Annotated in this window: 17 protein-coding genes and 1 riboswitch; of the genes, 13 read left to right on the forward strand and 4 right to left on the reverse strand. The window is 71.5% G+C overall.

The window, feature by feature from the left end; genetic code table 11:
• Positions 1-173 precede the first annotated feature (173 nt).
• On the reverse strand, positions 174-2543 hold the full coding sequence (locus Q5762_RS29150; RefSeq protein WP_315895248.1) for a chitinase C-terminal domain-containing protein: 2370 nt from the start codon (positions 2541-2543) through the stop codon (positions 174-176).
• A 243-nt stretch (positions 2544-2786) separates the two neighbouring features.
• A riboswitch (FMN riboswitch) is annotated at positions 2787-2916 on the forward strand.
• Between the two features lie 163 nt (positions 2917-3079).
• On the opposite strand from Q5762_RS29150, the gene ribD reads away from it, so the two are divergent.
• The 10 genes from ribD (at position 3080) to Q5762_RS29200 (ending at position 11552) form a co-directional block, all read left to right on the forward strand.
• A complete protein-coding gene (gene ribD / locus Q5762_RS29155; protein WP_315895249.1) occupies positions 3080-4168 on the forward strand; it encodes a bifunctional diaminohydroxyphosphoribosylaminopyrimidine deaminase/5-amino-6-(5-phosphoribosylamino)uracil reductase RibD in 1089 nt (362 codons plus the stop codon).
• A 2-nt stretch (positions 4169-4170) separates the two neighbouring features.
• The gene (locus Q5762_RS29160) at positions 4171-4779 is read left to right on the forward strand and encodes a riboflavin synthase (protein WP_315895250.1); all 609 of its coding nucleotides are present in this window, start codon (positions 4171-4173) and stop codon (positions 4777-4779) included.
• 56 nt (positions 4780-4835) lie between these two features.
• The gene (locus Q5762_RS29165; protein ID WP_315895306.1) at positions 4836-5417 is read left to right on the forward strand and encodes a nicotinamide mononucleotide transporter family protein; all 582 of its coding nucleotides are present in this window, start codon (positions 4836-4838) and stop codon (positions 5415-5417) included.
• Positions 5414-6703: a bifunctional 3,4-dihydroxy-2-butanone-4-phosphate synthase/GTP cyclohydrolase II gene (locus Q5762_RS29170; RefSeq protein WP_315895251.1), complete on the forward strand. Its 1290-nt coding sequence runs from the start codon at positions 5414-5416 to the stop codon at positions 6701-6703. Before Q5762_RS29165 ends, Q5762_RS29170 begins: the two co-directional genes overlap by 4 nt.
• A gap of 35 nt (positions 6704-6738) precedes the next feature.
• On the forward strand, positions 6739-7224 hold the full coding sequence (gene ribH / locus Q5762_RS29175; protein WP_315895252.1) for a 6,7-dimethyl-8-ribityllumazine synthase: 486 nt from the start codon (positions 6739-6741) through the stop codon (positions 7222-7224).
• Positions 7225-7259: 35 nt separating this feature from the next.
• A complete protein-coding gene (locus Q5762_RS29180; RefSeq protein ID WP_260231097.1) occupies positions 7260-7532 on the forward strand; it encodes a phosphoribosyl-ATP diphosphatase in 273 nt (90 codons plus the stop codon).
• A gap of 70 nt (positions 7533-7602) precedes the next feature.
• On the forward strand, positions 7603-8451 hold the full coding sequence (gene hisG, locus Q5762_RS29185) for an ATP phosphoribosyltransferase (protein ID WP_315895253.1): 849 nt from the start codon (positions 7603-7605) through the stop codon (positions 8449-8451).
• A gap of 47 nt (positions 8452-8498) precedes the next feature.
• Positions 8499-8951, forward strand: a complete 453-nt coding sequence (locus tag Q5762_RS29190; RefSeq protein WP_315895254.1) for a PH domain-containing protein — start codon at positions 8499-8501, stop codon at positions 8949-8951.
• A 217-nt stretch (positions 8952-9168) separates the two neighbouring features.
• Entirely contained in the window at positions 9169-10509 is a 1341-nt protein-coding gene (locus tag Q5762_RS29195) for a hemolysin family protein (RefSeq protein WP_315895255.1), read from the forward strand.
• The gene (locus Q5762_RS29200; protein ID WP_315895256.1) at positions 10506-11552 is read left to right on the forward strand and encodes a hemolysin family protein; all 1047 of its coding nucleotides are present in this window, start codon (positions 10506-10508) and stop codon (positions 11550-11552) included. Before Q5762_RS29195 ends, Q5762_RS29200 begins: the two co-directional genes overlap by 4 nt.
• Positions 11553-11603: 51 nt before the next feature.
• Here Q5762_RS29200 and Q5762_RS29205 read toward each other — a convergent pair whose 3' ends face one another.
• Positions 11604-13505 (reverse strand): AAA family ATPase, encoded by a 1902-nt coding sequence (locus Q5762_RS29205; RefSeq protein WP_315895257.1) that lies wholly within the window; start codon positions 13503-13505, stop codon positions 11604-11606.
• 364 nt (positions 13506-13869) lie between these two features.
• Entirely contained in the window at positions 13870-14505 is a 636-nt protein-coding gene (locus Q5762_RS29210) for a hypothetical protein (protein ID WP_315895258.1), read from the reverse strand.
• A 262-nt stretch (positions 14506-14767) separates the two neighbouring features.
• Here Q5762_RS29210 and Q5762_RS29215 point away from each other — a divergent pair, with 262 nt between their 5' ends.
• From Q5762_RS29215 to Q5762_RS29225, 3 genes are all read left to right on the forward strand, one after another.
• The gene (locus tag Q5762_RS29215) at positions 14768-16126 is read left to right on the forward strand and encodes a peptidase C39 family protein (protein WP_315895259.1); all 1359 of its coding nucleotides are present in this window, start codon (positions 14768-14770) and stop codon (positions 16124-16126) included.
• A gap of 76 nt (positions 16127-16202) precedes the next feature.
• Complete coding sequence (locus Q5762_RS29220) at positions 16203-16349, forward strand: SCO1431 family membrane protein (RefSeq protein ID WP_315895260.1); 147 nt, start codon at positions 16203-16205, stop codon at positions 16347-16349.
• Positions 16350-16530: 181 nt separating this feature from the next.
• Positions 16531-17703, forward strand: a complete 1173-nt coding sequence (locus tag Q5762_RS29225) for an acyl-CoA dehydrogenase family protein (protein ID WP_315895261.1) — start codon at positions 16531-16533, stop codon at positions 17701-17703.
• On the opposite strand, the gene Q5762_RS29230 is transcribed toward Q5762_RS29225, so the two are convergent.
• Positions 17666-17953, reverse strand: a complete 288-nt coding sequence (locus Q5762_RS29230; RefSeq protein WP_315895262.1) for a hypothetical protein — start codon at positions 17951-17953, stop codon at positions 17666-17668. The genes Q5762_RS29225 and Q5762_RS29230 overlap by 38 nt on opposite strands.
• Between the last annotated feature and the right edge of the window lie 78 nt (positions 17954-18031).

Here is an 18031-nt window from a genome sequence, read left to right on the forward strand (position 1 = left end):
CTCAGAGCCTCAAACCTCTTGCTACTATTGAGCCCGGGCTCCAGCGCCGCGCCGGGCCCCCGTGGGGGGGGCCCCCGGCGAAGGCGGGTGAGGACCCGGCGACGGCAAGGGCCGTGAGTCCGCCGCCGGGCGTCTTTCGTGGAGGTCCGAGGGGACTTCAGGGCTTCAGGGCGTCAGCAGGCCCCGAGGTCCTTCCAGACACCCCATTCGCCGGTCGTGCCCGGCTCCTCGTTCTGGGTCCACCACTGGGCCTTCCACTTGTGGCCCTTGTGGGAGACCTCGTTGCCCGAGTTGTAGACCGTGCCGGCCACGTACGCCGGGGCGGTGCAGGTGCCACCGGTCGGCGTCGGCGTCGGGGTCGGACCCGTCGGGGTCGGGGTCGGCCCGGTCGGAGTCGGGGTGGGCGTCGGGGTCGGGGTCGAGCCGCCCGGCTCCACCACCGTCGTACCGCGCGCCAGGTCACCGGCGAGCGCGTACGTCGTGCCGCTGATGTTCACCGTCCAGTTCGACGGCGTGGACACCGGCAGGTAGTAGTTGAACGCCAGGTCCACCGACGCGCCGGGGGCCAGCGTCTGCCAGGCCGGGAGCTTCAGCGAGACCCGGTGGAAGTCGCCCTTCAGACCGCCCACGTTGTTGCCCGTATGGTCGCTGCTGATCACCTTCGTGCCGAAACCGGACTGGTCGGAGGCGTTGGCCGGAGCCGCGGTCGCGTAGTCGAACTGGAACTCCGTGCCGCCCGGCAGCGTGGTGGCGGTGTTGTTGGTGATCTTCAGCTTGGGCGTGATCGGGTAGTTGGAGTCGCCCAGCTTGAACTCGGTGAACTCCGTCCTGATGTCGACCGCCTGCGCCGGCAGCGTGGCGTTGGACTTCTTCGACCCGTACGGGGTCGCCGACTTGAACTTGTCGTACATCAGCGAGGTGAGCGTGTCACCCATCTCGTACTGGCCCTTGGTGGCGTTGTAGTCGTAGTCGCCGGCCATCTCCCAGACCATCGTGCCGCCGATGCCCTTGCTGATCACGTAGTCGGCCTTGGCGGCCACCGACTGCTCGTCCTCGGTGGAGAGGAAGACCTTCTTCTGCGCGTTCCACAGCCACGGCGCGACCAGGGTCGAGTCGTACTTGCGGGCGTAGGTGCCGGTCAGCGTGGTGTTCGCCGGGAAGCCGTACTGGGTGACGTAGTCGCCGACCACGCCCTTCTCCAGGTTCTTGGCGTGCCACATCGGGTTGGACCCGGCGGGCGACTCGGCGCCGTTGGCGTCCTTGTCGTGCCACAGGTTGTCGATGCCGACGGCGCCGTCACCGCACTTGGTCAGACCCGCGCCGGCCGGGCAGGTGGTCGCGGCGGCCTTGCCCCACAGGCCGTCGGTGCCGCCCTGCACGTTCTTGTGGCCGCGGGTGTAGTACGGCAGGCCGATGTTGATCCGGCCGGCCGGCATCGAGCCGCGGAAGTAGTGGTACGCCCAGTCGGTGTTGAGGTAGCCGACACCGCCGTACTGGGAGGAGCCGTAGACGCCCGCGGCGGCCAGCTCGCCGTCCTTGCCGTCGTCGAAGAGCGAGGCGTTGGGGCCGACGTACTCGTTCCAGGCGCCGTGCAGGTCGTAGGACATGATGTTGACGTAGTCCAGATACTTCTGCATCTGGAAGGTCTCCATGCCGCGCAGCAGGTAGCCGGAGGAGGGCGCGGCGACGGTCAGCAGGTAGTGCTTGCCGTCGGCGGCGCCGGCCCGGTCCAGCTTCTCGCGCAGCGACTTCATCAGGGCGTCGTAGCCCTTGACCAGGCCCGCGCGGCGGGCGTTGGCGAGCTGCCAGTCGAGCGGGTTGCCCGCGTCCTTCATCGTCGTCGGGTACTCGTAGTCGATGTCGACGCCGTTGAAGCCGTACTTCTTGATGAAGGCGACGGCCGAGTCCGCGAACGTGTCGATCCCGGCCTGGTTGACCGAACCGTCGGCGTTGGTGGCCATCGAGTAGAAGCCGCCCGAGTTCACCCGGGTGCCGTTGTCGTCGAAGTAGCCGCCGGTCTCCGCCCAGCCGCCGACCGAGATCAGCGTCTTGACCTCCGGGTTCTGCTTCTTGAACTTGTTCAGCAGGTTGAAGTGACCCTTGTAGGGATACGCCGGGTCCATCTCGGCGCCCGCGACACCGGGCCAGGTCATCCCGGTGGCCGCGTTGTTCGGCCCGTCCGCTCCGACCGACAGCTTGTTGTCGGAACCGACTTGTCCGAAGGCGTAGTTGATGTGGGTGATCTTGTCCCACGGGATGTTGTTGGCGAGGTAGGCGGGCTCGCCGTTCTTGCCGGTGCGCCAGCCGGTGAAGTAGCCGATGACGCGGCGCTGGTGGTCCGCGCCCATCTTCTCGCGGCCCTCGGTGTCGTAGACCGAGCAGTACGGGACGTCGACGCCGGGGGTCTTGTACAGCCCGTCCGGCCGACAGCTCTCGTTGTCGGCGGCGTACGAGACTCCGCCCGCGAGAGAGCTGATCAGCAGACCGGCGACGGCCGCGCCGGACGCGAGCAGCGAGACCCTCGTCTTCGTGGGGGACAACACGATCGGTTCCTCCAGGGGAGGTCGAAAAAACACAACGAACAAACGGGTGGGTCGTGTTGGGCCCGTGGAGTGCGCACACCGGCGGGCCGTACCTCGGAGGTGACACGGAGATTAAGAGGACTAGACCAGTGCGTCAATAGGTCTGGACCAAAGTCGCGGGTGGTGAGGTGCTGTGAGCCAGGCCACAGGGCCTCACTCGCATGGCCCCCGACCGGCCGTGGCACACTGGCCCTGTATCAGCAGCAGCGCACTCCGGGGTCGGTGTAATTCCGAACCGGCGGTATAGTCCGCGACCCGTCCGCAGCCAGCGGCCGGTTGACCAGGTGAAACTCCTGGACCGACGGTGAAAGTCCGGATGGGAGGCAGTGCGCGGCGGGCGACCCTGACCAGGGGCGCTGTCGGCCGTATCGCCGCTGGTCGCCCTCGTCGGCGACCGGTGTGTTCCGGCCTCGGCACCCCTGTGCGAAGTGTCGTACCCGCTCTCTGTCGTCATCGACAGGCCCCGGAGTCCGTGCCCGAAGAGGCAGGAGGACCCGGTGGCAGACCAGGCCGACATCACCGCCATGCGAAGCGCCATCGCGCTCGCGGCCCGCGGCCTCGGCTCCACGAGCCCCAACCCGGTCGTCGGCTGCGTCCTTCTCGACGCCTCCGGGCAGACCGTGGGCGCCGGCCACCACCAGCGCGCCGGCGGGCCGCACGCCGAGATCCACGCCCTGCGCGCGGCCGGCGACCTCGCCCGCGGCGCCACCGCCTACGTCACCCTCGAACCCTGCAACCACACCGGCCGCACCGGCCCCTGCGCCCAGGCGCTGATCGAGGCCGGTGTCCGCCGCGTCGTGTACGCGGTCGGCGACCCGAACCCGCAGGCCACGGGTGGCGCGGACACCCTGCGCGCCGCCGGGGTCGAAATCCGGAGCGGGGTCCTCGCGGACGAGGCCGAGGCCGGCAACATCGCCTGGCTCACCTCCGTACGCCTGGGCCGCCCCTTCGTCCGGTGGAAGTACGCCGCCACCCTCGACGGCCGGATCGCCGCCGCCGACGGCACCTCCCGCTGGATCACCTCCGCCGAGTCACGCGCCGACGTCCACCGGCTGCGCGCCGAGTCCGACGCCGTCGTGGTCGGCTCAGGCACCGCCCGCACCGACGACCCCCACTTGGCCGTACGCGGCGTCGAAGGCGCCGTCCAGCCGCTCCGGGTCGTCGTCGACACCGAGGCGAGCGCGGTGAAGCCGGGCGCCCGGGTCCTGGACGACGCGGCGCGCACCGTGATCGCCGTGGCCGAAGACCTGCTCCCGGAGGAGACCGTCCACCTCCCCGAGACCTGGCGGCTCTCCCGCGCACCCGGCGGCGGCCTCGACATCCCCGAACTCCTCGCGGCGCTCCACCAGCAGGGCGTCCGCTCCGTCCTCCTCGAAGGCGGGCCGACGCTGGCCGGCGCCTTCGTCCGCGCGGGCGCCGTCGACCAGGTCGTCGGCTACCTCGCCCCGGTCCTTCTGGGCGCGGGCCCGAACGCCCTCGCCGACGCCGGAATCACCACCATCACCGAAGCGTTGCGGCTCGACGTCACCGAGACCGTGCGCATCGGATCCGATATCCGCATCACCGCGACCCTCAAGGGAGCCTGACCGTGTTCACCGGAATCGTCGAAGAACTGGGCGAGGTCACCGCCGTCGAGAAGCTGGCCGACGCCTCCCGCTTCCGCCTGCGCGGCCCCCTGGTCACGGCAGGCGCCAAGCACGGCGACTCCATCGCCGTCAACGGTGTCTGTCTCACGGTCGTGGAGCACGGCGACGGCGAGTTCACCGCCGACGTGATGGCCGAGACCCTCAACCGGTCCTCCCTCGGCGCGCTGGACGTCGGTTCCCGGGTCAACCTGGAGCGGCCCATGGCGGTCGGCGAACGCCTCGGCGGCCACATCGTCCAGGGCCACGTCGACGGCACGGGCACGATCCTCGACCGGACCCCGTCCGAGAACTGGGAGATCGTCAAGGTCGCCCTGCCCGCGCAGCTCTCGCGTTACGTCGTGGAGAAGGGCTCGATCACGGTCGACGGCGTCAGCCTCACCGTCGTCGAAGCCGCGGAGGACTGGTTCACCATCAGCCTCATCCCCACCACGCTCGCCCTGACCACCCTCGGCATCAAGAAGAGCGGCGACCCGGTCAACCTCGAAGTGGACGTCATCGCCAAGTACGTCGAGCGGCTGCTCGGCCCTACGCCGAAGGAGAACGTCAAGTGAACTGGCTCAACTCCGAGGCGTTCACCGTCCTCGACCAGCACATCCTGTGGTCCGACATGATCGGCAACACGATCGGTCTGATCGCCCTCGCGCTCGGCTGGCGCCGCTCCATACTCACCTGGCCCGCGCAGCTGCTCTCCGGCGTCATCCTCGTCGGCGCCTACGCCTCCGCCCACCTCAGCGGCGGCGTCGGCAAGCAGCTCCTCGTCATCGGCGTCGCCGCCTGGGGCTGGTGGCAGTGGAACCGAGGCAGGCAGCAGGCCCAGGACGGCTCCATCGCCGTCCGCTTCGCCAGCTGGAAGGAGCGCTGCTACCTCCTGGCCGGCGCCGTCCTCGGCACCCTCGCGGTCGGCGGCCTGTTCACGCTCTACCCGTCGCTCTCCTGGAGCCCCTGGGCCGACGCGTACATCTTCGTCGGCACGCTCGTCGCGATGATCGCCCAGGCGCGCGGCCTGGTCGAGTTCTGGTTCGCCTGGCTCCTCGTCGACCTCGTCGGCGTCCCCCTCGCCTTCAACAGCGGCCTCGCCTTCTCCGGCCTGGTCTACGTCATCTACTTCGCCCTCGTCGTCTGGGGCCTGCGCGACTGGTGGCTCCGGACGCGCACCGCTCCCGCCGCTCTGGAAGGAGCACACGCATGAGCCACCCCATCAGCGCCCTTCCGCCCTGGGACGCCACCGACCTCTCCCTCGACCCCGTCGAGCAGGCCATCCGGGACATCGCCGCAGGCCGCCCCGTCGTCGTCGTGGACGACGAGGACCGTGAGAACGAGGGCGACCTCGTCGTCGCCGCCGAGAAGGCCACCCCCGAGATCGTCGCCTTCATGATGAGCGAGTGCCGCGGCCTGATCTGCGCACCCATGGAGGACGACGAACTGGAGCGCCTCCAGCTCCCGCAGATGGTCGAGCACAACACCGAGTCGATGCGCACGGCCTTCACCGTCTCCGTCGACGCGGCGCCCGCCCACGGCGTCACCACCGGCATCTCCGCCGCCGACCGCGCCACCACCCTGCGGATGCTGGCGAGCGGCGCGCACGAGCCCTCGGACTTCGTCCGCCCGGGCCACATCTTCCCGCTCCGCGCCAAGCCCGGCGGCGTCCTGGTCCGCAACGGCCACACCGAGGCCGCCGTCGACCTCGCCCGCCTCGCGGGCCTGCGCCCGGCCGGCGCGATCGTGGAGATCGCCGGCGAGGACGGCGTCATGCTGCGGCTGCCCGAGCTCGTCCCGTTTGCCCGCAAGCACGGCCTCACGATCATCTCGATCGAGGACCTCATCGCGTACCGCCGCTCCTCCGAGCCGACCGTCCGCCGCGAGGCCGAGGTCCAGCTCCCGACGGCCCACGGCGACTTCACCGCGTACGGCTACCGCTCCACGGTCGATGGCGTCGAGCACGTCGCCCTCGTCCACGGCCGGATCGGCGACGGCGAGGACGTCCTGGTCCGGGTCCACTCGGAGTGCCTGACCGGCGACATCTTCCACTCGCTGCGCTGCGACTGCGGCCCGCAGCTCCAGGCCTCCATGGACCGGATCACCGAGGCCGGCCGCGGTGTCGTGGTCTACCTGCGCGGCCACGAGGGCCGCGGCATCGGCCTGCTGTCCAAGCTGCGCGCGTACGAGCTCCAGGAGCGCGGCCGCGACACCCTCGACGCCAACCTGGAGCTGGGCCTCCCCGCCGACGCCCGCGACTACGCGGCCGGCGCCCAGATCCTCGGCGACCTCGGCGTCCGCAGCCTCCGGCTGATGACCAACAACCCCGACAAGATCGACGCCCTCACCCGGCACGGCCTCACAGTCGAGGGCCGCGAACCCATGCCGGTCCAGGCGGGCGAGCACAACCTCCGCTACCTGCGCACCAAGCGGGACCGGATGGGACACGACCTGCCCTGGCTGGACGCGAGCACCGCGTCCACCTGCGCAAACCAGTAACCCCAGCACGTCACCAGTACCCAGCAAGGAGAGACATGAGCGGCAAGGGCGCACCCGTCCTCAGCGTGAAGAACTGCGGCGACCTGCGGGTGGCCGTCATCGCGGCCCAGTGGCACGAGAAGATCATGGACGGCCTCGTCGACGGCGCACTCCGCGCCCTGCACGAGCTCGGCATCGACGAGCCGACCCTGCTCCGCGTCCCCGGCAGCTTCGAGCTCCCGGTCGTGGCGAAGGTCCTCGCCGGGCGCGGCTACGATGCCATCGTGGCGCTCGGCGTCGTCATCCGCGGCGGAACGCCGCACTTCGAGTACGTGTGCCAGGGCGTCACCCACGGCCTCACCCAGGTCTCGATCGACACCGGCGTACCCGTCGGATTCGGCGTCCTGACCGTGGACGACGAGGAGCAGGCCCTGGACCGGGCCGGCCTCGAAGGGTCCAGCGAGGACAAGGGCCACGAGGCCGTCACCGCCGCCGTCGCCACCGCGACGACGCTGCGCACGGTCAGCGAACCCTGGCGCTAAGTACGTGACCCTTACCCCGTACTCTTAGGACCATCATGGCGAACAAAACCTTCGAAGAGCTCTTCGCCGAGCTCAAGCTCAAGGCCGAGAACGGCGACCCTGCCACCTCCCGCACCGCGGAACTGGTGGAGAAGGGCGTCCATGCCATCGGCAAGAAGGTCGTCGAGGAGGCCGCCGAGGTCTGGATGGCCGCCGAGTACGAGGGCAAGGAAGCCGCCGCCGAGGAAATCTCGCAGCTGCTGTACCACGTCCAGGTGATGATGGTCGCCCGCGGGATTTCGCTCGACGACGTCTACGCCCACCTCTGACGTACCCGTTTCCGAGCAGACGAAGAAACACTCCCTCCCCGAAGACTCCCAGGCAAAGGAAGCTCATCCCATGCTGCGCATCGCCGTCCCCAACAAGGGTTCACTGTCCGGACCTGCGTCGGCGATGCTCCATGAGGCCGGCTACCGGCAGCGCAAGGAGTCCAAGGAGCTCGTGGTCATCGACCCCGAGAACGAGGTGGAGTTCTTCTACCTGCGCCCGAAGGACATCGCGATCTACGTGGCCTCCGGCAAGCTGGACATCGGCATCACCGGCCGTGACCTGCTGCTCGACTCCGGCGCCAACGCCGAGGAGATCCTCCCGCTGAACTTCGGCCGGTCGACCTTCCGCTACGCCACCCGGCCGGGCACCGCGAAGGGTCCCGAGGACTTCCAGGGCATGACGATCGCCACCTCCTACGAGGGCATCGTCGCCAAGCACCTCGCCGACCAGGGGATCGACGCCTCCGTCGTCCACCTCGACGGCGCGGTCGAGACCGCCGTCAAGCTCGGCGTCGCCCAGATCATCGCGGACGTCGTCGAGACCGGCACCAGCCTGCGCAACGCCGGACTCGAGGTCATCGGCGACCCGATCCTCACCTCCGAGGCCGTGGTGATCCGGCGGGCCGGCGCCGACACCGAGGACGCGCGCGTGCAGACGTTCCTGCGCCGTCTCCAGGGCGTCCTGGTGGCCCGCAGCTACGTGATGATGGACTACGACTGCCGCGCCGAGCACCTGGAGGCGGCGGTCGCGCTGACCCCGGGCCTGGAGTCGCCGACGATCTCGCCGCTGCACAACGAGGGCTGGGTCGCCGTCCGCTCGATGGTCCCCGCCAAGGACTCCCAGCGGATCATGGACGACCTGTACGAGCTGGGTGCCCGCGCCATCCTGACGACGGCCATCCACGCCTGCCGTCTCTGACCACTCGGCAGCGACCGCCCGGCAGCTCCTGACGTACGAGGAATCCGATGTCCGACGCCCCGACACCCGCCCTCCCGGTCACCTTCCGGCCGGGCCGCACCCGCGCGGTCCTGCTGACGATCGGGATGGTCATGTTCACCGTCATCACCGCCGTCACGCTGATGCTGGAGCGGCTCAGCCCGGGGGAGCGGGTCAGCTTCATCTTCACCGCGGCGCTCTTCCTCGGCGTCCTGGTGATGCTGAGCCGCCCCAAGGTCGTCGCCGACGACGCCGGGGTCACGGTCGTCAACATCACCCGGACCCGCCGGCTGGCCTGGGCGGAGATCCTCAAGGTCAACCTCCGGCCGGGCGACCCCTGGGTCTTCCTGGACCTGAGCGACGGCACCAGCATGCCCGTGCTCGGCATCCAGCCCGGCATCGCCAAGGAGCAGGCCATCCGTGACGCCCGCGCCCTGCGCGCCCTCGCCGACAGCCGCGGCACCGGTCCTGACGCGGGCTGACCCCGACGGATCCCCCATACGGGGCCGACCCCCTGCCCCGCGCGGGGTCCGCGTGGCTACTCTGGATGCGGTGGTGCCGAGCGGCACCACCGCCTCGCATGTGCACGGCCGCCGTCGCGGCCCGCGGGGCCACCCTGCGACCCGAGGAGTGACTCCCTCCGGCAATGGACGGATCGTCCGGTAGTACCTGCGCCGCCCCCTCCCGGGAGGCGGCGGCATGATCATCCCCCTTCTGCTGCTCGCCGCAGCCTTCCTCCTGATCCTCGCCAACGGCTTCTTCGTGGCGGCCGAGTTCGGCCTCGTCACCGTGGACCGCCCCGAGGCCGAGCGGGCCGCGGCCGCCGGTGACCGGCGCGCCCGCACCGTCGTCAGGTCGCTCGGCGAGCTGTCCTTCCAGCTCTCCGGCACCCAGCTCGGCATCACGATCACCTCCCTCGTCGTCGGCATGCTCGCCGAGCCGGCGCTCGCCCAGCTCCTCGACGGACCCCTCACCGCGACCGGTCTCCCCGACGGCGCCGTCTCCGGGATCGCCGTCGCGATCGGGATGCTCCTCGCCTCCGCCGTGCAGATGGTGGTCGGCGAGCTCGTCCCGAAGAACTGGGCGGTCTCCCGGCCGCTCCAGGTGGCACGGTTCGTGGCCGGGCCGCAGCACCTCTTCGCCTCCCTCTTCCGTCCGGTCATCGCCCTGCTCAACCGGGTCGCCAACCGGCTGGTCCGGCTGCTCGGGGTCGAGCCCACCGAGGAACTCGACTCCGTCCGCACCCCCGGCGAGCTGGTCGCCCTCGCCCGCCACTCGGCCCGGGCCGGCACGCTGGAGCAGGACACCGCCGACCTCTTCGTACGGACCCTCACCCTCGGTGGACTCACCGCGCAGCAGGCCATGACGCCACGGGTGAAGATGAGCGCCCTCCAGTCGGACGCCACCGCGGCCGACGTCCTCAACCTCACCCGGGCGACGGGTCTGTCGCGGTTCCCCGTCTACCGCGAGCGGATCGACGAGATCGTCGGCATGGTCCACCTCAAGGACGCCCTCGCCGTGCGGCCGGAGGAGCGGCAGCGCACCACCGTCGGCCGGATCGCCGTACCGCCGCTGCTCGTTCCCGAGACGCTGCCGGCCCAGGCGCTGCTGGAGCGGCTGCGGCGCGAGCAGCCGATCGCCGTGGTCGTCGACGAGTACGGCGGCACCGCCGGGGTCGTCACCCTGGAGGACATCGTGGAGGAGCTCGTCGGCGAGGTCCGCGACGAGCACGACACCGCCGCCGACGCGCGGCCCGAGCTGGCCGCCGTGGCCGCCGAGGACGGGAACCCCGCCTGGGAGGCCGACGGCTCCTGCCGGGTGCACACCCTGCACCGGATAGGGCTCGATGTGCCCGACGGGCCGTACGAGACGGTCGCCGGACTCGTCGCCGATCTCCTGGGCCGCATCCCCGCCCCCGGCGACCGGGCCGAACTCCCCGGGTGGGGGCTCCTGGTGCGCCAGGTCGACCGCTACCGCGCCGAGCGGGTGCGGATCGTCCGTACGGCCGAGGTGCCCGCGGTACGGGAGGCGGTCCGATGAGCCTGCTCCAACTGCTGTTCGCCCTCCTCCTGGTGGTGGCCAACGGCTTCTTCGTCGGCGCCGAGTTCGCGCTCGTCTCCGTACGCCGCAGCCAGATCGAGCCGCTCGGCGGCAAGCGGGCCCGCCAGGTCCTGTACGGCCTGGAGAACCTGCCGCAGATGATGGCGGCCGCCCAGTTCGGCATCACCATCTGCTCCCTGACCCTGGGCGCGGTCGCCGAGCCGACCGTGGCGCACCTCCTCGAACCGGTCTTCCACGCCATCGGCGTGCCGGCCGGGCTCATCCATCCGCTGGGGTACGCGGTGGCGCTGACCGCCGTCGTCTTCCTCCATCTCGTGATCGGCGAGATGGTCCCGAAGAACCTCGCGATGGCCGCGCCGGAACGGACCGCGCTCTGGCTCGGCCCGACCCTGGTCGGCTTCGCCCGGCTGTGCCGGCCGGTCACCCGGGCGCTCGGCGCGTGCGCCCGCCTCGTCCTGCGGGCTTTCGACGTCGAGCCGAAGGACGAGGTGGAGGCGGTCTTCACCAGCACCCAGCTCGGCCGGCTCGTGGAGGACGCGGGCCAGGCGGGACTGCTCGACCCGGTCGAGCAGGAGCGCCTGGGGGACGCCCTGGAGCTGGGCAGCCGCACGGTCACGGACGTCGTCATGGCCCCTTCGGCGCTGGTGACGGTCACGCCGTCGGTGACGCCCCGGGAGATCGAGGAGCTCACGGTCCGCACGGGCTACTCGCGCTTCCCGGTGTGCGCCGAGGGGCACGGCACGTACATGGGGTTCGTGCACGTCAAGGACGTCCTGGACCTGGAGGAGCGGGAGCGGGCGGTGCCGCAGCACGTGTGGCGGCCCATGGCGACGGTCCGGTCCGAGCTGCCGCTCGACGACGCGCTCACCGTGATGCGCCGCGCGGCGACGCACCTCGCCCAGGTGGCGGACGGCTCGGGCCGGATCCTCGGCCTGGTCGCGCTGGAGGACGTCCTGGAGATGCTGGTGGGCGAGGTCAGGGACCCGTCCCACCGAGTACCCGAGCAGGTGCTGACGGCGTGACCCCGAGGGGTGGTGGTGACCACGAACGTGTGGTCACCACCGCCCAGCGGCTCAGAGCCCTCCAGGTTCCTGCGGCCCCCGGCGCCCCGAGAGGACCTCCCCGTACGCCTGCATCAGGTCCGCGAGCCGCAGCGTGGCGAGGTCGTCCCGGGTCGGTGTCCCCGGATACCCCGCGAGCCGGAGGTCGCGGTACGCGCAGGACTTCTCGTACAGCGTGCGCAGAAAGCGTCCGTTGCCCAGCTCGTCGATCCAGCCCTGGTCCACCACGTGCCCGCTGATCGAGCGCAGCTCGTCCAGCGCCTCCTCGTCCCAGCAGTCCCCGTTCGCCGCCGCGAGCACCTCGCCGATGGCGGTGAGTTCGAGCGGGCGGTACGAGGGGAAGTCGACCCGGGTCGTGAAGCGGGAGGAGAGCCCGGGGTTGGTGGCGAGCAGCCGGTCCATGCCCTCCGGGTAGCCCGCCAGGATCACCACCAGGTGGTCCCGGTTGTCCTCGGCGCGCTTGAGGAGGACCTGGAGCGCCTCGTCGCCGTACGCGTCGCCCTTGCTGTAGCCGGTGTTGGAGAGCGAGTACGCCTCGTCCACGAAGAGGACCCCGCCGATCGCCGAGTCGATCAGCTCGTTCGCCTTGACGGCGGTCTGGCCCAGGAACTCGCCCACGAGGTCCGCGCGCTGGGCCTCGACCAGATGGTCGCCGCCGAGCAGCCCGAGGGCGTAGAAGACCCGGCCGAGGATGCGGGCCACGGTCGTCTTCCCGGTGCCCGAGGGACCGGAGAAGACAAAGTGACGTTTCGGCGGCTGGACGGGCAGCCCCTGCCCGGCCCGCAGCCGGGCCATCTCCAGCTGCGCCGACAACGCCTTGACCTGCCGCTTCACCGGCTCCATCCCCACCATGCGCTCCAGTTCGGCGAGCGCCTCGGCGAGCAGGGCGGGGTCGGTGGGGCTGGCGGGGAAGCGCGGGGGCGCGGGCTGCGCGGGGACCGTCGCCTTCTGCCGTACGACGTCGGGGGGCTCGGGCGGCCCGGCGGGGGCGGTCGGCGCCGCCGGGGCCGGGGGCTCCGTGCCGAGCCGCAGCCCGTCGGGCCCCGGGCCGTCGAGGTCGGACTGCGTCGCGTCCCCGGCGGTGGTGTCCTGGCCGACCCCGCTCAGGGCGACCGTCGCGAGCCCGGCCGCGTCGTCCGGCCCCTCGAACCCGTCGTACTCGGTGATCGCCGCCAGCCGGGCGGCCGTGTCCATGAAAGCGGGGTCGATCCGGTGCACCGCCCGGTAGAGGGGGAGGGCGGCGGCGCTGCGTCCGGTGCCCTCGTGGGCCCTGGCGAGCCAGTAGCGCAGCTCCTTGCGCTGCGGCTGTTCGCTGCGGCAGCGCATCAGGGCCGCCGAGAGCAGCGGCTCGGCCTGGCCGTACATCTCCAGCCGGACCCGGGCCATCCCGCCGAAGAGTCCGGCCTCGATCCCGAGCAGGGGATCGTCCACCAGGGTCTCGGTGTGCCGGACCAACTGGTCCCAGTCCTTGACGAGATAGGACCGGCAGGCGTGCAGGAAGCGGACCTGCGGGTCGGTGTCGACCGGTGGAAGCCCGGCCAGCGCCCGGTCCAGCTCGGGCACATGGCGGCCGTCGAGCCAGTGCGAGGCGTGGGCGAGGAGCAGATCGCGCGGGTTCTCCAGGACGGGCTGGACCCACCAGCCCAGCCAGTACCAGGAGTTCAGGGTCCGGCGGTGGCGTGCGCGCTGTTCGCCGAACCGGTCGCGGTTGCGGTACATCCGCAGCAGCGCGGTGGTGGTGTCCACCCGCAGCGCGTGCAGCCCGAGCCAGGCGTCCGCCATGCCGGGATCGATCCGTACCGCCGTACGGAACTCTTCCTCCGCCTGCGGATAGGCGCCCATCGTGTAGGCGTCGACTCCCCGCAGCCAGGCGAGCTCGGCCGGGGCCGGTCCGCCCTGCGTGCCGATGTCCATCGGGTCCCCCACAAAACGTGCCCCCGTTGCTGTCCCGGCGGGCGGGCGCCCGCCGGAAGCCGTACAGAACCGCCTTCTCGTGGACGGGAATTGACCCCACCGAAGGGCATCGTACCTGCGCAGAGGGGGCGCTACTAAGAAGAAGGGCATGATCCGGTGGCCGTAACCCTGGGTAAGCATCAAGGTCGTCGACGGCTCGGAGAAAGGGATGATCAGGGCAGAACGAAGCCCCCGATCACGGGGGAACAACCGGGGGCTTCGTGTCCGCGGCGGCTTCGGAAAGCCGCACATTAAGAACGTAAGACCTGTACGCCCCCTGGGTCAAGCCGAGTTGAGGCACTTGCGGAAGGCGACTTTCGGCTACTCAGTTCCCTGTTCGGGCGTCGTCACGTTCCGTGATGATCTGGTTCGGGCCCGCTGTCACTGAGGGCCCAGAAAGCCACTCGTACCCTTCTGGACTCTCCCGTACCAGGGTGCCGGCGAAGGGCCGGGAAGGGTCGTCGGCGAAATGGCGAGTCTCCGCCACCGTCCACTCGTCCCAGAACTCCGACTGCGCAGGTCCGTCCCGGTGCCGGCCGCGTACCCACGACTCCTCCGGGCCCCGCTCCATCCAGAGCAGCGCCGCGAGGAAGGGGCGCAGCGCCCGCCGTCCCGCGCCGACCCCCTCGATCAGGACGACCGGAGCGGGCGGCAGCTCCCGGGGCGCGCCGAAGGTCCGCAGATTCCAGTCGTACGGGTGATAGCGCGCGACCTCGTCCCGGGAGAGCGGCCCGATCACCTCGCCGAGCATCCGCTCCGTCCAGGCGAAGAGCTCCTCGTGGCTGGCGAGGTCGTCGAGGTGGAGGACGGGCGCGTCGAGGCGGCCGGCGAGGCGCGCGGCGAAGGTCGACTTGCCCGAGCCCGCGTGACCGTCGACGGCGATCAGCCGGACCGGCCCGCAGGAGGGCGGCAGGGCGCGCAGCGCGGCGGCGGCGCGGTCGAGGTCGGTCCCGTCGGTCATGGGGCAAGCGTAACGATTCCGCGCGGAGGTGCCGCAGGTCAGGGGCGTGGCGATGCCAGTGGTGGAGACCAATATTGGTCCGGCGGCGCGTGCCGAATCGCTGGCCGAGGCGCTCCGGGAGCCGGGATAGTGGTCCACGCGCTCGCGTCCGCCGGCGTCGTCCGCCGCCGTGGTCCGTCGCCGTCGTTCGCTGCTCTGGATTCGCCGCACTCCGATTCGCCGCTCTCGATTCGTCGCTCCCGACTGGAGGTCGTCACCGCTCATGACCGACTCCGCTCCGCGCAGAACCGTCCTCGCCGCAGCCCTCGCCGCCGTCGCGGGCACGGCCGTGGCCTCCACCGCACCGGCCGCCGTCGCGGGCGACCGCGGCCACGCGCCCGCACCGGAACCCGCCTCCGTCGACAACCGCTTCTGGGCCTCCTTCACCGACTGGCGGTCCGGCGACCGCACCGGCACCCGGGCCGTCGCCGGACTCCGCCCCTGCCTGGCCATCGGCACAGCCGCCGGGATCACCGAGTACGCCGACCCGCACACCGGTACGACCTCCCGCTGGGAGTACGCGAGCTGGACCTCCCCGGTCCACACCTCCACCGTCCCCGCCACCGAGGTCATCGCCTCCTGGAACGCGGCGACCCCGGCCGGCACCTGGATCCAGATCGAGCTGCGCGGCACCTACAACGACGCCACCACCACCCCCTGGTACGTGATGGGCCGCTGGGCGGCCGGCGACAGCGACATCCGGCGCACCTCGGTCGACGACCAGAGCGACGGCCGCAGCTCGATCTGGACCGACACCTTCGCCGTGAACGACCCGGCGAGCGGCCTGCGGCTGACCGCGTACCAGCTGCGGCTGACCCTCCACCGCACCCCCGGCACCCGGCTCACCCCGATGGTGTGGCGGGTCGGCGCGATGGCCTCCGACGTCCCAGACCGCTTCACCGTGCCCGCCTCGACGCCCCGCCTCGCCCGCGAACTGGCCGTGCCGCGCTACTCGCAGAACACCCATGTCGGCCAGTACCCGGAGTACGACAACGGCGGCGAGGCCTGGTGCAGCCCGACCTCCTCGCAGATGATCGTCGAGTACTGGGGGCGCCGCCCGAGCGCCGAGGACCTCGGCTGGGTGAACCCGGAGTTCGCCGACCCCCAGGTCTGCCACGCGGCCCGTTTCACCTTCGATTACCAGTACGACGGCTGCGGCAACTGGCCCTTCAACGCCGCCTACGCCGCCACCTACCCCGCGATGAACGCGGTGGTGACCCGGCTGCGCTCGCTCACGGATCTGGAGATCCTCATCGCGGCGGGCATTCCGGCCATAACGTCACAGTCCTTCCGCAAGGAGGAGCTCACCGGCGCCGGCTACGGCACCTCCGGCCATCTGATGACCGTGATCGGCTTCACCGCCGACGGCGACGTGATCGCCAACGACCCCGCCTCACCCGACAACGAGGCCGTCCGCCGGGTCTACCGGCGGCGCGAGTGGGAGAACATCTGGCTCCGTACCAAGCGGTACAACGCGAGCGGCGCCGTGGTCTCCGGCACAGGAGGGGTCTGCTACCTCTACTTCCCCGACCGCCCGACACCCGCGCAGCGCAAGGCCCTGGCGGCCGTCGGCGTCCGCTGACGCGCCAGTCGTACGGCCCCGGGAGCGTGACCGGCGTCCTACCCCGGGGCCGTCCGCGGCTGGCACTGTGGGCGCCATGACCGCCACCACCCACTCCGCCGCCCGCTCCCGCGCCCGTACCGGCGGCCCCAAGGGCGACGGGCCCAAGATCCTCGAGCACGTCCTCGGCTGGACCCTCGTCGTCGTCCTCGCCATGTTCGTCACGCAGGCCGGCCTGATGTGACGACCGCGGCGCCGCCTCGGGTGACCGGGCGCCGCCGAACGGGCATACTCCCCGCGCCACGGGCGCCGGGCGCCCCCTCGCGCGAACCGCCGGGGCAGCATCGGCGCAGCAGTGACCACCGGCGGCGCCGCGTGACCCGCGCGCACCGCCGCAGCGCCCGTAGAGGGAGGAGTGCGCCGCCATGCCCGACCGCGCCCCGCAGGGAGTGGACCGCCGGCTGCCGACCGAGGAGGCCCGTGAGCTGCTCGCCCTGGTCCGTGAGATCGCCGGGCGGGAGATCGCGCCCCGCGCCGCCGAGGAGGAGGCCGAGGGCCGCTTCCCGCGCGAGCTGTTCGCGCTGCTCTCCGACTCCGGTCTGCTCGGACTCCCGTACGACTCCGATCACGGCGGCGGCGACCAGCCCTACGCCGTCTACCTCCAGGTCCTCGAAGAGCTCGCCGCGGCCCGGCTCACCGTCGGGCTCGGAGTGAGCGTCCACTCCCTCTCCTGCCACGCGCTCGCGAACTTCGGTACGGACGAGCAGCGGGCCGCCCACCTCCCGGCGATGCTCGGTGGCGGCCTCCTCGGCGCGTACTGCCTCTCCGAGCCGACTTCCGGATCCGACGCGGCCTCGCTGCGCACGAAGGCGGTCCGGGACGGCGACAGCTGGGTGCTCGACGGCACCAAGGCCTGGATCACCCACGGCGGGATCGCCGACTTCTACACGGTCATGGCCCGCACCGGCGGCGAGGGTCCGAAGGGGATCACCGCCTTCCTGGTCCCCGGGGGCGCGGAGGGGCTGTCCGCCGCCCCGCCCGAGCGGAAGATGGGGATGAAGGGCTCGCCCACCGCCCAGCTCCACCTCGACGGGGTGCGGATCCCCGACGCGCGCCGGATCGGCGCGGAGGGGCAGGGGTTCGCCATCGCGCTCTCCGCCCTGGACTCCGGGCGGCTCGGGATCGCGGCCTGCGCGGTGGGCGTCGCCCAGGCAGCGCTCGACGCCGCCGTGGCGTACGCCCGCGAGCGGCGGCAGTTCGGCCGGCCGATCGCCGACTTCCAGGGGCTCCGCTTCCTGCTCGCGGACATGGCCACCGGGATCGAGGCGGGCCGTGCGCTGTACCTGGAGGCGGCGCGCCTGCGCGACGAGGGCCGGCCCTTCGGGCGGCAGGCGGCGATGGCCAAGCTCTTCTGCTCGGACGCGGCCATGCGGATCACCACCGACGCAGTGCAGGTGCTCGGCGGCTACGGATACACGGCGGACTTCCCCGTCGAGCGGTACATGCGCGAGGCGAAGGTGCTGCAGATCGTCGAGGGTACGAATCAGATCCAGCGGATGGTCATCGCCCGCCACCTTGTCGGACCAGAGTCCCACTGACCAGCGTCCCGCTGACGCCGCTCACCCGCACGGTCCGGTCGGCCCAGACGGGGGCGGCGGTCAGCCGGTTCCACTCCTGGTCGACGCGGCCCGGCAGGGTCTTGCCGTGGCTGGCCCACTGGCTGATCAGCGCCTTGTAGATGGGCGGGTCGGCGACGTGCGGCGGCGGCTGCGGAACCGATTCTTCAAAGCGAGGCTCGGCGAGGCGCCGCCGTCCGCTGCCGATGGGGGCGGTGTACAGCGTGGTCATGCCTGTCCCAACGCCCCCGCCCGGCCGGGGTCACCGCCGGACGGATTCGAGGAGGCGTTCGAGAACTACCCGGCCGCC

It is taken from the genome of Streptomyces sp. P9(2023) (genome assembly GCF_032436795.1).
Taxonomy (GTDB): Bacteria; Actinomycetota; Actinomycetes; order Streptomycetales; family Streptomycetaceae; genus Streptomyces.

Coding starts and splice junctions, on each gene's coding strand:
- Q5762_RS29165 (WP_315895306.1), top strand. CDS start 4,836: ATGATCGGCAACACGATCGGTCTGATCGCCCTCGCGCTCGGCTGGCGC.
- Q5762_RS29170 (WP_315895251.1), top strand. CDS start 5,414: ATGAGCCACCCCATCAGCGCCCTTCCGCCCTGGGACGCCACCGACCTC.
- ribH (WP_315895252.1), top strand. CDS start 6,739: ATGAGCGGCAAGGGCGCACCCGTCCTCAGCGTGAAGAACTGCGGCGAC.
- Q5762_RS29180 (WP_260231097.1), top strand. CDS start 7,260: ATGGCGAACAAAACCTTCGAAGAGCTCTTCGCCGAGCTCAAGCTCAAG.
- hisG (WP_315895253.1), top strand. CDS start 7,603: ATGCTGCGCATCGCCGTCCCCAACAAGGGTTCACTGTCCGGACCTGCG.
- Q5762_RS29190 (WP_315895254.1), top strand. CDS start 8,499: ATGTCCGACGCCCCGACACCCGCCCTCCCGGTCACCTTCCGGCCGGGC.
- Q5762_RS29195 (WP_315895255.1), top strand. CDS start 9,169: ATGATCATCCCCCTTCTGCTGCTCGCCGCAGCCTTCCTCCTGATCCTC.
- Q5762_RS29200 (WP_315895256.1), top strand. CDS start 10,506: ATGAGCCTGCTCCAACTGCTGTTCGCCCTCCTCCTGGTGGTGGCCAAC.
- Q5762_RS29205 (WP_315895257.1), bottom strand. CDS start 13,505: ATGGACATCGGCACGCAGGGCGGACCGGCCCCGGCCGAGCTCGCCTGG.
- Q5762_RS29210 (WP_315895258.1), bottom strand. CDS start 14,505: ATGACCGACGGGACCGACCTCGACCGCGCCGCCGCCGCGCTGCGCGCC.
- Q5762_RS29215 (WP_315895259.1), top strand. CDS start 14,768: ATGACCGACTCCGCTCCGCGCAGAACCGTCCTCGCCGCAGCCCTCGCC.
- Q5762_RS29220 (WP_315895260.1), top strand. CDS start 16,203: ATGACCGCCACCACCCACTCCGCCGCCCGCTCCCGCGCCCGTACCGGC.
- Q5762_RS29225 (WP_315895261.1), top strand. CDS start 16,531: ATGCCCGACCGCGCCCCGCAGGGAGTGGACCGCCGGCTGCCGACCGAG.
- Q5762_RS29230 (WP_315895262.1), bottom strand. CDS start 17,953: ATGACCACGCTGTACACCGCCCCCATCGGCAGCGGACGGCGGCGCCTC.